Origin of the sequence: Saccharothrix algeriensis, from assembly GCF_016907655.1 — a bacterium.
GTDB lineage: Bacteria > Actinomycetota > Actinomycetes > Mycobacteriales > Pseudonocardiaceae > Actinosynnema > Actinosynnema algeriense.
In genome coordinates, this window is sequence record NZ_JAFBCL010000001.1 from 14,564 (window position 1) to 28,073 (window position 13,510).

The window sequence follows — 13,510 nt, forward strand, 5'->3', positions numbered from 1 at the left end:
ATTCCCGGTGACGTCGTCGTGCCCCGCTGCGGGGGTCCGCGCGGGGCCGGTCGAGCTGCCCCGCCCCGGCGGCGTCGCGACGGTGACCGCCACCCCTGCGCAGCACGGCCCCGAGGGCTGCGAGCCGGTCACCGGGGAGGTCGTCGGCTTCGTCCTGAGCGGCGCGGACCTGCCCACCGCCTGCGTCAGCGGCGACAACGCCTCCCTGGACGTGGTGCGGGAGGTCGCCCGGCGCGTCGGCCCGGTGGGCGCCGCGGTCCTGTTCGCCGGGGCCGCCCGCACCCCCTTCTTCGACGGCGCGCTGGTCACCCTCGACGGCGCGCTGGCCGCGGAGGCGGCCGTCGTCCTCGGCGCGCGCCGCGTGGTCGCGGCCCACTGCGACAGCCGGGGCCACTTCACCGAGGGCTACGACGACCTCGTCGCCGCCTTCACCGCCGCCGGGGTGCTCGACCGGCTCCAGGCGCGCTGACGGGCCGGGCCCGCGCCGCCGGCGGGGTCACCGATCGCCGGTGCGCCGCGCGACGATGGCGGCGTGGGGCCGCCGGCCCGGGTCGACGCGGCTCTCCGTCGCCTCCACCTGGAAACCCGCGTCCCGCAGCCGCCGCGCCATCTCCTCGACGGGCCAGAAGTAGGCGGTCGTCACGGCGTGCGGGAACGGCTCGACCCGCGGGCCCTCGAACAGGCCGAGCAGCAGGCCGCCGCCGGCGCGCAGGCACCGCGCGAACTCGCCGAGCACGCGGGGCACGTCCTCCGGGTCGGTGTGGATGATCGAGTACCACGACAGGATCCCGGCCAGCGAGCGGTCGGGGACGCCGAGCCGGTCCAGCTCGGCGACGCGGAAGGAGGCGTCGGGGAACCGCGAGCGGGCGTACTCGACGAAGTCCGGCACGAGGTCCACGCCCTCGACGTCGCAGCCCCGGCCGCGCAGGAAGTCGGTCCACTGCCCCGGACCGCACCCCGCGTCGACCACGCGCCCGGCCACCCCGTCGGCCCACCGGGACACCAGCTCCCGGTCCGGCTCGTCCATGGCCTCCGGCGAGCAGAACAGGTCGGCGTACTCCTGCGCCCGTCGGCTGTAGGCGTCCCGCACGTCCTGCACCGACACCGAGAACCCCCCGAACCCCGTGGCGCCCGGCCCCTCCCGGCGCGGGGACGATCATGCCGCAGCGCCCGCGCGCCCACCGCGGCGGGCACGTGCCCTGCCCCGCGCCGCCTCCCGGGGGTCGGGAAAGGCGGTGGTCCCGGCCCGGCGCGCGGCGATACTCGCCGCATGGGAAAAACCTACGAGCGGATCGACGGGCGGCTGCGGGAGTTCATCGAGGCGCAGCCGGTGTTCTTCACCGCCACCGCGCCGCTGGCGGCCGACGGGCGCGTCAACGTCTCCCCCAAGGGCCGCGCGGGGACGTTGCGGGTGCTCGACGAGCGGCGGCTGGCCTACCTCGACTTCGGCGGCAGCCACGCCGAGACGATCGCGCACCTGCGGGAGAACGGCCGGATCACGCTCATGTGGTGCGCCTTCGACGGCGCGCCGAACATCGTGCGCGTGCACGGCACGGGCGAGCCGGTGTTCCGCGACGACCCCCGCTTCGCGGTGCTGGCGGCGGGGTTCGGGCAGGCGGACGGGCCGGGGGTGCGGGCGATCGTGGTGGTGACGGCGGAGCTGGTCCAGGACACCTGCGGGTTCGCGGTGCCGCTCATGGACTACCGGGCGGAGCGGACCCTGCACGCGGACCTGTTCGGGCGCAAGTCCGAGGAGGAGTTCGCGCGGTACTGCGAGGGCAAGGAGTTCAACCGCAGCAGCATCGACGGCCTGCCGGCGCTGCCCCTGCCCCTGCCGCCGAGGCCGTGACCGCAGGACGTAACCGCAGGACGTGACCACAGGGCCGGGACGCAGGGCGGGGACGCGCGGAGGCGGGGTGCGCCGGGATCGGGGCTGCGGCGCCGGTGGGGCTCCGGCGCGGGGCGGGGGCGCCGCCCGGGTTCAGGGCACGACGCGGAAGTGGGTGGTCAGCCGGCCGTCGGCCAGGACGTGGAAGGCGAAGGCGGGCGGCTGGTCGAGGTCGACCTCCCGCTCGGACTCCCACGGCAGCGGCACCGCGGAGGCGAGGGCGGGCGCGACGAGCACCGGCCGGCCCGCGAAGGTGGTCGCGGCCCCGGTGTGGGCGTGCCCGCACAGCACGGCGACCGCGTTGTCGTGGCGGCGCAGCACCGCGGCGAAGCGGTCGGCGTCGCGCAGCCCGATGGCGTCGAGGGCGGGCTGGTGCAGCGGCGCCGGCGGGTGGTGCAGGCAGACCAGCGTGGGCGCGCCCTCGTCGAGCACCGCGTCCAGCCAGTCGAGGGTGTCGTCGGCGAGCCGACCCTCGGCGCGGCCGGGGACGGTGGAGTCGCACAGCGCCAGCACCGCGTCGCCGACCCGGGCGGTGCGGTCGACCGGGCCGTCGCCGGGCCCCTCGCCCAGCAGCGCCGCCCGGAAGCCCCCGCGCTCGTCGTGGTTGCCCGGCAGCAGCAGGACCGGGTACCTCGACCGGAGGTGTTCGCGGGCCTGCTCGTACTCGGCGGCGAGGCCGTGGTCGGCGATGTCGCCGGTGACCAGGACCGCGTCCACCGGGCCGGGCAGGGCGTCGAGGTGGTCCACGACGCGGCGGACGCGCCCGGTGGCGCGGGGGCCGCCGTCGAAGTGCGGGTCGCTCAGGTGCGCGATGACCATCACCGCGCCGAGGGTAGTCGCGTCGGCGGCGGGTCACCGGCGAGTCCGGCGAACCGGCCGCCGACGGGCCGGGCGCGACCTACCCTGGCAGGAGGGGGCGGGTGACGCCGATCACTCCGGGAAGGGGGCGGTCGTGCCGGTCGTGGCTCAGCGCAACCGCGCCGTCGTGCGCCGGGTGGCCGGCCTGGCCCGCAGCACACCGGGCCGGCTGAGCCTGCTGGCGCTGCTGCTGGTCGTGGCGAGCCTGGTCGCCGGGGCGGTGACGGCGGCCGCGGTGCAGCGCCGGTCGGCGGCGCTGGCGGCGCTGGCCGACCGCAGCGAGCCGCTGGCGTTCGCCGCGCAGGAGGTCTACCGGGCGATGGCCGACGCCGACGCGACGGCGGCCGGCGCGTTCCTGTCCGGCGGTGTGGGGTCCGCGGCGCTGCGCGAGCGGTACGAGGCGGACGTGGCCAGGGCCGCCGCGGCGCTGGCCGCCGCGGCCGGCGGGAACACGCGCTCACCCGGGCTCGCCGGGCCGCTGTCGACGATGTCCGGGCAGCTGCCGGTCTACACGGGGTTGGTGGAGACCGCGCGCACGCACAACCGGCAGGGCAACCCGGTCGGCGCGGCCTACCTGCGCGAGGCTTCGGACCTGATGCGGGAGCGGCTGCTGCCCGCGGCGGACGAGCTGTACCGGCTGGAGACCCGCAACGCGCGGCGGGACCTGGCCGACGCGGCCTCGCCGCCGTGGCCGGAGCTGGCGGCGGGGCTGCTGCTGCTGGCCGCGCTGGTCGCGGCGCAGCGCCACCTGACGCGCAGGACCAACCGCGTGTTCAACGTCGGGCTGGTGGCGGCGTCGGCGGCGTGCGTGGTCTCGCTGCTGTGGGTGCTGGTCGCGTCGCTGGTGGTGGTGCGGGGCGCGGCGCGCGGCGGGCAGGACGCGGCGCGGCTGGACCTGCTGGCCAGGGCGGGGATCGCGACCCTGGCCGCGCGCGGCAACGAGACGCTGGCCCTGGTCGCGCGCGGCAGCGGCGGCGAGTACGAGCGGCTGTACCGCTCGGCGAGCGGTGAGCTGGGGGACCTGCTGGGGCGGGCCGGCGCGACGCGGGGCCCGGTGGCCGAGGCGGGCGCGCAGCACCGCCGCTGGCAGGAGGCGCACGAGCGGGTGCGCGCGGCCGACGACGAGGGCGACTTCACCGCGGCGGTGGAGCTGGCGCTGGGTCCCGGCGAGGACGGCGCGGCGGTGGCGTTCGGCGAGCTGAGCTCGGACCTGGCCGAAGCGCTGGAGCTGACCAGGGCGGAGCTGACCGGCGGGATCGCCCGCGCGCGGGGCGCCCTGACCGGCGCGGTGCCGGTGGTGGCGCTGCTGGCGCTGCTGACGGCGGCGGCGTCGACGGCGGGGCTGTGGCAGCGGCTGAAGGAGTACCGATGACGGGTCGCGCGCGAGGTCTGCTGCTGTGGTCGGCCCTGGCCGGGCTGGTCGCCGGGTGCGCGCCGGTGCCCGGCGGCGCGCCGGGGATCGAGGCGTCGCCGGTCGTGCCCCGGCCGGCCGGGGTGGTGGAGCTGACCGCGCCGCCGAGCGCGGCGGCGGTCCCGGCGCCGTCCTGCGACCCCACCGCGAGCCTGCGGCCGACCGGCGCGCTGCCCGGGCCGGGGGCGCTGCCGGCCGGGTCGACGATGGCGCGCATCCGGCAGCGGGGCAGGCTGGTCGCCGGCGTCGACCAGAACACCTACCTGATGGGGTTCCGCAACCCGCTCTCCGGGGAGCTCGAGGGGTTCGACGTCGACATGGCCCGCGAGGTCGCCCGCGCGATCTTCGGCGACCCGACGCGCGTGAAGTTCCGGGTGCTGACCTCCGACCAGCGGATGCCCGCGCTGGAGGACGGCGACGTCGACGTCGTGGTGCGCACGATGACGGTCACCTGCGAGCGGTGGCAGCGGGTGGCGTTCTCCACGGTCTACTACGAGGCGGGGCAGCAGGTGCTGGTGCCCCGCTCCTCGGAGGCGACCGGCATCGAGTCGCTGGGCGGGCGGAGGGTGTGCGCCACCAAGGGGTCCAGCTCGCTGGCCAACGTCGCGAACTCCCCCGCCGGGCCGATCCCGGTGCAGGTGCGGGACTGGACCGACTGCCTGGTGCTGCTCCAGCAGGGCCAGGTGGACGCGATCTCCACCGACGACACGATCCTGGCGGGGTTCGCCGCGCAGGACCCCTACACGAAGGTGGTCGGGCCGAAGTTCACCGCCGAGCCCTACGGGATGGCGTTCCGCAAGCACGAGGAGGACTTCGTGCGGTTCGTCAACGCGCTGCTGGAGCGGTTGCGCGCGGACGGCACGTGGGCGGCGGTCCACCGCCGGTGGCTGGGCGAGCCGCCCGCGCCGCCGGTCGCGGCGTACCGGGACTGACCGGCGTGGGCGTCGGGGTGGACCGCGGTGCGGGGCCGGTCGGGCTGCCGGTCGGGGCGCGGGCGCGGCGGGCGGCGGGGCGGGGCCCGCGGGAGCGGGCCGTGGCGGGTGCGGCCGGGCGGCGCCCGCGGGCGCCGGGAGTTTCCGGCGCGGCGCGGGCACTGGAAGGGCCGCGCGCGCGTTTTCCCGAGGTGTGGGAACAGGAGGTGGCCGAGGTGGAGTCGGCGGCGCGCGAGGTGCCGTGCGGCCCGCGGGCGGGCGCGGTGGCGGCGTCCCGCTGCCGGCGGGCGGCGGCGGGGCGGACGGGGGCGGCCCGATGAGCGGGTGCCCACGGCCGGGGTGCCCACGGCCGGGGTGCGGCGGCGCGGTCGGCGGTGACGGGTGCTGCGACCGGTGCGGGCAGGCGGCGCCGGTCCCGGTGGGCACGGCCGCCGCGCCGGGCGTCGGGCAGGGGACGGCGCCGGGCACCGCGCCCTGGGCGGCGGCGGCGGCGGTCGCGGCGCCGGGCGGCCGGTCGCGGCGCTCCTCGGGGCGGTCGTCGGGGCGGGGCCGGCTGGGCGCGGGGCTGGTGGAGGTGCCGCCGGCGCCCTACCGGGACCCGGAGGCGGCGGTCCTGGCGAACCCGGAGGTGCCCGAGGCCAAGCGGTTCTGCTCCGGCTGCGGCAGGGAGGTCGGCCGCGGCCGGGACGGGCGGCCCGGCCGGGTGGAGGGGCACTGCGCGCACTGCGGGCACCGCTACTCGTTCACGCCGAAGCTGCGCCCCGGCGAGGTGCTGCACGGGCAGTACGAGGTGCTGGGGTGCCTGGCGCACGGCGGGCTGGGCTGGATCTACCTGGCGGCCGACCACGCGGTCAGCGACCGGTGGGTGGTGCTCAAGGGCCTGCTGGACTCCGGTGACGCGGACGCGATGGCCGCGGCGATGGCCGAGCGGCGGTTCCTGGCGGAGGTGGAGCACCCGAACATCGTCAAGATCCTCAACTTCGTGCGCCACGTCGACCGGGCCTCCGGCGAGCTGGTGGACTACATCGTGATGGAGTACGTGGGCGGCGCCTCGATCAGGGACATGGTCGAGCGGTCGCGGGCGGGCGGCACGGGCCGGGGGGCGCTGCCGGTGGCGCAGGCCATCGCCTACGCGCTGGAGGTGCTGCCGGCGCTGGGCTACCTGCACGGGGTGGGGCTGCTGTACTGCGACTTCAAGCCGGACAACGTGATCCAGACCGAGGAGCAGCTCAAGCTGATCGACCTGGGCGCGGTGCGGCGCGCCGACGACCGCCGCTCCCCCATCTACGGCACCCTCGGCTACCAGGCTCCCGAGATCGGCGCGGTCGGCCCGTCGGTGGCCTCGGACCTGTACACGGTGGGCCGGGCGCTGGCGGTGATGTGCTTCCCGTTCGACTTCCGCCACGCGCACCGGGAGTCGCTGCCCCCGGCGCGGGAGGAGCCGGTGCTCGCGCGGCACGACTCGCTGCGCCGGTTCCTGGCGCGCGCCACGCACCGCGACCCGGAGCGGCGCTTCGCCTCGGCGGAGGAGATGGCCGAGCAGCTGACCGGTGTGCTGCGGGAGGTGCTGGCCGAGCAGGACGGCGTGCCGCGGCCGGGGGTGTCGCGGCAGTTCACCCCGGAGCGGCGGGCGTTCGGCGTGGCCGGCGTGCCGGCGGCGCGGGCCGCGGCGGCGGGCCTGCCGGTGCCGCACGTGGACGCGGCGGACCCGGCGGCGGGGTTCCTGGCCACGGCCACCACCGGCGACCCGCACGAGCTGGTGGCGGCGCTGCGGGCGGCCCCGGCGCCGACGGTGGAGGTGCGGTTGCAGGTGGTGCGGGCGCTGGTCGAGGCGGACCGGGTGGCCGAGGCGGAGGCGGAGCTGGCCGACCTGGCCGACCTGGTCCACCCCGACGACTGGCGGCCGACCTGGTACCGGGGGTCGGCGGCGCTGGCGCGGGGCCGGGCCGACCCGGCGCGGGCGGAGTTCGAGCGGGTGTGCGACGTGCTGCCGGGCGAGGCCGCGCCGAAGCTGGCGGTGGCGGTGTGCGCGGAGCTGGCGGGCGACGCCGAGGCGGCGGCGGCCGGCTACCGGGTGGTGTGGCGCACCGACCGCGCCCACGTGAGCGCGGCGTTCGGGCTGGCGCGGGCGCTGCTGGCGGCCGGTGACCGGGCGGGGGCGGTGGCGGCGCTGCACTCGGTGCCGGAGACCTCCAGCCACCACGTGGCGGCGCAGGTGGCGGCGGTGCGCGCGCTGGCGGGCGGCGGGCGGGCCGACGTGCTGGCGGCGGGGGCGCGGCTGGCGGGGCTGGAGCTGGACGCGGCGCGGCGGGCGGCGCTGACCGCGGAGGTGCTGCGCGCGGCGCTGGGGTCGCCGGCGGACGGCGGTGGCGGGCCGCCCGGCCGGCTGCTGGGCTGCGAGCTGAGCGAGTCGGGGCTGCGGCTGGGCCTGGAGCGCTGCTACCGGCAGCTCGCGCGGCTGGCGGACAGCCCCGAGGAGCGCATCGCCCTGGTCGACCGCGCGAACGCGGTCCGGCCCAGGACGCTGGTGTGACGGCGGGGGGCGCGGTGGAGCTGTGCCCGGCGTGCTCGGCGGCGGTGGCGCCGCGGGACCGCTTCTGCGAGCGGTGCGGTCGCGGCCTGCTGGTGCGGCGCACGCCCGTGGGCGGGCCGGCGGCACGGGCCGCGGGGTGCGCGTGCGGCGGGTCGTTCGCCGCGGGCGGGTCCTGCGGGCGGTGCGGGCGGGCGCGGTCGGCGGCGCGCGACCGGGTGGAGTTCGCGCTGCCGGGCGTCGCCGGTGTCAGCGACCGGGGCAGGCGGCGACGGCGCAACGAGGACTCGATGGCGTTCGGCCGGGTGCGCGGGCGCGGGGTGGCGGCGGTGGTGTGCGACGGGGTGGCGTCCTCGGAGCGGGCCGGGCAAGCCTCGCAGGTGGCCGCGGACACGGCGGTGGACGTGCTGCTGGCGGCGGTGGGGTCGGGCGCGGACCCGGAGGGGGCGACCGCGGACGCGGCGCTGGCCGCCGACGCGGCGGTGGCCCGGCTGGCGCGGGCGGGCGCGCGGGAGGCCGTGCCGTCCTGCACGTTCCTGTCGGCGGTGGTGACCGGGGAGTCGGTGACCGTGGGCTGGGTGGGCGACTCGCGCGCCTACCTGGTGTGCGGGTCGGGCGCGGCCCGGTTGACCACCGACGACACCTGGGCGGCGCGGCTGGTCGCGGAGGGGGTGCTGACCGAGCGGGAGGCGCTGGCCGACCGGCGGGCGCATGTGCTGTCGCGGTGGCTGGGCGCGGACTCGGCGCTGGACGCGCCGCAGGCGGTGACCTTCCGGGTGGCGGCGGCCGGGCTGCTGGTGCTGTGCAGCGACGGGCTGTGGAACTACCTGCCCGAGCCGGAGGACCTGCTGGCGGCCCTGCCGCGCGGGGTGGCGCCGGTCGAGGTGGCGCGGGGGCTGGTGGAGGTCGCGCTGGGCTCCGGCGGGCACGACAACGTCACGGTGGTCGTCGTCCGACTGCGGGGCGGGCGTGGCGCCTGAGCGCGCGGTCGGGGCGTCCGGCGACGGGGTCGCGGCGGTGGGCGCGGGGCCGGCGAACGGGACGGCGGTCGACCGGTCGGCGGACCCGCCGCGCCCCGGCGCCCCCCGACCGCCGCCCTCCGCCCCTCGACCGCCGCCCCCCGACCGCCGACCGCCGGCCGACGGCGACGGCGTCCGCGTGGGAGCGTGGACGACGATCACCGCGCGCCGCTCGGACCCGCGAGGGACCGGGGTGCGGTCCGGTGCGCGGCGGCCTGGGGAGCGGTGCGGTCCGCAGTGGTGCGGTCCGCGGCCGGGTGCGCGGTTCCGGGCGGTGCGGCGGTGTGCGGTTCACCGAAGGCCGGGCGGGGCGCGGACGTGCGCGGGGGCGGCCTGACGGGCGGTTTCGCGCCGCGCGCCGCCCGGGGCGCGGCCGGGGGCCGCCGCGGGTGGCGCGGCGCGTGGAGCATGGGGTGTGGGGTGGCGGGACCACGGGGAGGGGTTTCGATGGGTGACGAGGTCGACCTGGTGCTGGCGCAGTGGCGGGTGGAGCGGCCGGATGTGGACACCTCGCCGGTCGCGGTGCTGGGCCGGGTGGCGCGGCTGGCGCGGCTGGTGGACCGGGAGGTCAAGGAGTTCCTGGCGCGCTTCGACCTGGAGCCGGGCGAGTTCGAGGTGCTGACCACGCTGCGGCGGACGGGCAGCGTGCACGGGCTGACCGCGGGCGCGTTCCTGAACTCGGCGCTGGTGACGGCGGGGGCGATCACCAACCGCATCGACCGGATGGCGGCGAAGGGCCTGGTGGTGCGGGTGCCGGACGCGGCGGACCGGCGGGTGGTGCGGGTGCGGTTGACCGACGCGGGCCGGGAGCTGGTGGACTCGATGCTGGCCGAGCACATGGCGCGGCACGCGAAGCTGCTGGAGCCGCTGGACGCGCCGACCCGGGCGGTGGTGGCCGACGCGCTGCGGACGCTGCTGGAGCGGTGCGAGTAGACCGGTCCCGCCGGCGTCAGCGGGGCACGGCGTCCAGGGCCTTGAACACCCGCTTGTCCGACACCGTGTGCCGGGTGGGGATGTTCTGGGCGAAGTAGCTCAGCCGCAGCTCCTCGATCATCCACCGCACCTCGTCCAGCTCCGGGTGCGGCTCGTCGGCGGGCAGCAGGCCGCGCAGCTCCCGGTACTCGGCGTGGACCCGGTGGACGCGGTCCATCCAGTCGCGGTCGCGGTCGAGGTTGGTGGTCAGCTTCTCCAGCCGGCGGGAGATGCCCTGCAGGTAGCGGTGCAGGTCCGACAGCCGCGCCGCGCCGGCCTCGGTGACGAAACCGGCGTGCACCAGGCCGGCGAGCTGGGCGCGGACGTCGGCGAGGGACTCCTCGAACGCTGCGCCGCGGATGCCGGCCAGGCGCAGCTCCACGTCCTGGGCGGCGTCGAGCACGGCGCGGACCTCGCGGACGACGTCGAACACCGTCTCGCCCAGGTACTTGCGCACGTAGTCGACGAGCCGGGCGAAGCCCTTGGCGTCCCACGCCGGCCCGCCGGCGGAGGCCACCAGGTGGTCGACGGCGGCCGAGATGCAGTCGGCCAGCAGCGGCGCGACGCCGCCGTGCGGGTTGCGGGTCAGGGTGAGCTTCTCGGCGTTGGTCAGGCCGCGCTGGAGCAGCTTCACCGGGGAGGGCACGGCCAGCAGCAGCAGCCGGCGGGTGCCGGCGCGCATGGCCAGCTCCTGGCGGCCGGGGGTGTCGAGGATCTCCACCGCGACGCTGTCGCCCTTGTCGACCAGCGCCGGGTAGGCGGTGACGGTGATGCCGGCCTGCCGCCGCTGCACGCTGCGGGGCAGCTCGTCGAGGTCCCACGTGGTCAGCCCGGTGCGGGCGAGGTTGGCCGCGGCGGCGGCCAGGCTCTGCCGCAGCTGCCCGCGCAGCTGCTGCTTGAGCCGGGCGAGGTCCTTGCCGCTGGCCAGCTCGCGGTCGTCCTCGTCGACGACGCGGAAGGTGAGCTTGAGGTGCTCGGGCACCTGGTCGAGCTGCCACTGCTCGCGGGGCACGACCACGCCGGTCAGGGCGCGCAGCTCGCGTTCCAGGGCGGGCAGCAGCGGCTCGTCGGGGTCGATGCCGGCCAGCGCGGCGGCGGCCACGTCGGGCACCGGCACGAAGTTGCGCCGCACGGGCTTGGGCAGCGACCGGATCAGCGCCACGACCAGGTCGGTGCGCAGGCCGGGCACCTGCCAGGACAGGGCGTCGTCGGGCACGGTGGCCAGGGCGGGCAGCGGCAGCCGCACGGTGACGCCGTCCACGGCCGCGCCGGGCTCGAACCGGTAGGTCAGCGGCAGGGCGACGCCGCCGCGGGTGAGCTGGTCGGGGTAGGCGTCGGGGCTGACGTCGGCGCGGTCGTTGACCAGCATCGCCTTGTCGAAGGTCAGCAGGTCCGGCCGGCTGTGCCGGGTCTTCTTCCACCAGGTGTCGAAGTGCCGGGCGGAGACGACCTCCGGGCCGACGCGCTGGTCGTAGAAGTCGTAGAGGGTGTCGTCGTCGACCACGATGTCCCGCCGCCGCGCCCGGTTCTCCAGCTCGGCGACCTCGTCGAGCAGCGCGCGGTTGTGGTGGAAGAACCCGTGGTGGGTGGTCCACTCCCCCTGCACCAGGGCGTGGCGGATGAACAGCTCCCGCGACAGCTCCGGGTCGATGCGCCCGTAGTCGACCTTGCGCGCGGCCACGACGGGCACGCCGTAGAGGGTGACCTTCTCCAGCGCGACGACGCCGCCGCGCTTGGCCTCCCAGTGCGGTTCGCTGTAGGTGCGCTTGACGATGTGCCCGGCCAGCCGCTCGGCCCACTCGGGCTCGATGCGGGCCACGATCCGGCCCCACAGGCGGGAGGTCTCGACCAGCTCGGCGGCCATCACCCACTGCGGGGGTTTGCGGAACAGCGCCGAGCCGGGGAAGATCGCGAACTTCGCGCCGCGCGCGCCCAGGTACTCGGTGGCCTGGCGCTTGCCGGCCTCCCGCTTGGGCACGTCCTTGACGCCGATGTGCGACAGCAGCCCGGACAGCAGCGAGACGTGCACGGCGCGGGGGTCGGCGGGCTGGTCGTTGACGTGCACGCCGAGGGTCTTGGCGACCTGCCGCAGCTGGGTGTAGATGTCCTGCCACTCCCGCACCCGCAGGTAGTTGAGGAACTCGGCGCGGCACAGCCGGCGGAACTGGTTGGACGACAGCGCCTTCTGCTGCTCGCGCAGGTACTGCCACAGGTTGAGGTAGGCCAGGAAGTCCGAGTCGGGGTCGGCGAAGCGCCGGTGCTGCTCGTCGGCGGCCTGCTGCTTGTCCGAGGGCCGCTCGCGCGGGTCCTGGATGGACAGCGCGGCGGCGATGACCATGACCTCGCGGACGCAGCCGTTGCGGTCGGCCTCGACGACCATGCGGGCCAGCCGCGGGTCGACCGGCAGCTGGGCGAGCTTGCGGCCCAGCGGGGTGAGCTTCTGCTCGGCGGGCACGATCGCGCCCAGCTCCTGCAGCAGCTGCACGCCGTCGTTGACGTTGCGGGCCTCGGGCGGGTCGATGAACGGGAACGCCGCGATGTCGCCCAGCCCGATGGCGGTCATCTGCAGGATGACCGAGGCGAGGTTGGTGCGCAGGATCTCCGGGTCGGTGAACTCCGGGCGCGCGTCGAAGGAGTCCTCGCTGTAGAGGCGGACGCAGATGCCCTCCGAGACGCGCCCGCAGCGGCCCTTGCGCTGGTTGGCCGAAGCCTGCGAGATCGGCTCGATGGGCAGCCGCTGCACCTTGAGGCGGTTGCTGTAGCGGGAGATGCGGGCGGTGCCGGGGTCGACCACGTACTTGATGCCGGGCACGGTCAGCGACGTCTCGGCGACGTTGGTGGCCAGCACGACCCGGCGGCCCCGGTGCGGCTGGAACACCCGGTGCTGCTCGCCGAACGACAGCCGCGCGTACAGCGGCAGCACCTCGGTGCCGGGCAGCTCCAGCGCGGCCAGCGCGTCGGCGGTGTCGCGGATCTCCCGCTCGCCGGACAGGAACACCAGCACGTCGCCGGGCCCCTCGGCCTGCAGCTCGCGCACCGCGTCGCACACCGCCTGGGTCTGGTCGCGGTCCGGGTCGGCGCCGGGGTCGTCGGGGTCCACGACCGGCCGGTAGCGGACCTCGACGGGGTAGGTGCGGCCGGAGACCTCGATGATCGGCGCGTCGCCGAAGTGGCGGGAGAACCGCTCGGGGTCGATCGTCGCGGAGGTGATGACCAGCTTGAGGTCGGGTCGGCGCGGCAGCAGCTGCTTGAGGTAGCCCAGCAGGAAGTCGACGTTGAGGCTGCGCTCGTGGGCCTCGTCGATGATGATCGTGTCGTAGCGCGACAGCATCCGGTCGGTCTGGATCTCGGCCAGCAGGATGCCGTCGGTCATCAGCTTGACCAGGGTGTCGTCGCCGGACTGGTCGGTGAACCGCACCTTGTAGCCCACCGCCGACCCCAGCGGCGTGCCCAGCTCCTGGGCGACGCGCTCGGCGACGGTGCGGGCGGCCAGCCGGCGGGGCTGGGTGTGGCCGATCTGGCCGAGCACGCCGCGCCCCAGCTCCAGGCACACCTTGGGCAGCTGGGTGGTCTTGCCCGAGCCGGTCTCGCCGGCGACGATGACCACCTGGTGGTCGCGGATGAGCGCGGCGATGTCGTCCTTGCGGGCGCTGACCGGCAGCTCCGCCGGGTAGGTGATCCGGGGCACGGCCTCGCGGCGCAGCGCGACCCTGAGCTCGGCGCGCTCGACCTCGGCGGCGATCTCGGCGTGGACGGCCTCGCGCGCCGCGGCGTCGCGGACCCTGCGCGCCCCGTCGAGCCTGCGGCGCAGCCGCCGCTGGTCCGCGGTCATCAGGTCGGACAGGCGTCGGTGCAGGTCGGCGTGCGCGGTGGTGTTCATGCTGCGACCAGGATAGAGGC

The 13,510-nt window shown here is 77.0% G+C and carries 10 protein-coding genes; 7 read left to right on the forward strand and 3 right to left on the reverse strand.

The features are described from left to right. Positions 1–7 precede the first annotated feature (7 nt). Positions 8–469 (forward strand): MBL fold metallo-hydrolase, encoded by a 462-nt coding sequence (locus JOE68_RS00075; protein WP_204840291.1) that lies wholly within the window; start codon positions 8–10, stop codon positions 467–469. A gap of 27 nt (positions 470–496) precedes the next feature. Here the strand turns inward: JOE68_RS00075 and JOE68_RS00080 are convergent, their stop codons facing one another. Further along, entirely contained in the window at positions 497–1,105 is a 609-nt protein-coding gene (locus JOE68_RS00080; RefSeq protein ID WP_204840292.1) for a class I SAM-dependent methyltransferase, read from the reverse strand. Between the two features lie 165 nt (positions 1,106–1,270). Between JOE68_RS00080 and JOE68_RS00085 the strand changes: the two genes are divergently transcribed. After that, a complete protein-coding gene (locus JOE68_RS00085; protein ID WP_204840293.1) occupies positions 1,271–1,849 on the forward strand; it encodes a pyridoxamine 5'-phosphate oxidase family protein in 579 nt (192 codons plus the stop codon). A gap of 132 nt (positions 1,850–1,981) precedes the next feature. Here the strand turns inward: JOE68_RS00085 and JOE68_RS00090 are convergent, their stop codons facing one another. Next, the gene (locus JOE68_RS00090) at positions 1,982–2,707 is read right to left on the reverse strand and encodes a metallophosphoesterase (RefSeq protein ID WP_204845837.1); all 726 of its coding nucleotides are present in this window, start codon (positions 2,705–2,707) and stop codon (positions 1,982–1,984) included. Positions 2,708–2,840: 133 nt separating this feature from the next. Here JOE68_RS00090 and JOE68_RS00095 point away from each other — a divergent pair, with 133 nt between their 5' ends. The 5 genes from JOE68_RS00095 (at position 2,841) to JOE68_RS00115 (ending at position 9,571) form a co-directional block, all read left to right on the forward strand. Further along, positions 2,841–4,118, forward strand: coding sequence for a GlnX family signal transduction membrane protein (locus JOE68_RS00095; protein WP_307819383.1), 1,278 nt, complete (start codon positions 2,841–2,843; stop codon positions 4,116–4,118). Continuing rightward, positions 4,115–5,089: a glutamate ABC transporter substrate-binding protein gene (locus JOE68_RS00100; protein ID WP_204840294.1), complete on the forward strand. Its 975-nt coding sequence runs from the start codon at positions 4,115–4,117 to the stop codon at positions 5,087–5,089. The genes JOE68_RS00095 and JOE68_RS00100 overlap by 4 nt, the downstream gene beginning before the upstream one ends. A gap of 418 nt (positions 5,090–5,507) precedes the next feature. After that, a complete protein-coding gene (locus JOE68_RS31610; protein ID WP_307819384.1) occupies positions 5,508–7,622 on the forward strand; it encodes a serine/threonine-protein kinase in 2,115 nt (704 codons plus the stop codon). After that, complete coding sequence (locus JOE68_RS00110; protein ID WP_307819385.1) at positions 7,619–8,599, forward strand: PP2C family protein-serine/threonine phosphatase; 981 nt, start codon at positions 7,619–7,621, stop codon at positions 8,597–8,599. Before JOE68_RS31610 ends, JOE68_RS00110 begins: the two co-directional genes overlap by 4 nt. 486 nt (positions 8,600–9,085) lie before the next feature. Beyond that, positions 9,086–9,571 carry a MarR family winged helix-turn-helix transcriptional regulator gene (locus JOE68_RS00115; protein ID WP_204840296.1) on the forward strand — a complete coding sequence of 162 codons (486 nt, stop codon included), beginning with the start codon at positions 9,086–9,088 and terminating at the stop codon, positions 9,569–9,571. 16 nt (positions 9,572–9,587) lie between these two features. Here the strand turns inward: JOE68_RS00115 and hrpA are convergent, their stop codons facing one another. Next, positions 9,588–13,490 carry an ATP-dependent RNA helicase HrpA gene (gene hrpA, locus JOE68_RS00120; protein ID WP_204840297.1) on the reverse strand — a complete coding sequence of 1,301 codons (3,903 nt, stop codon included), beginning with the start codon at positions 13,488–13,490 and terminating at the stop codon, positions 9,588–9,590. Between the last annotated feature and the right edge of the window lie 20 nt (positions 13,491–13,510).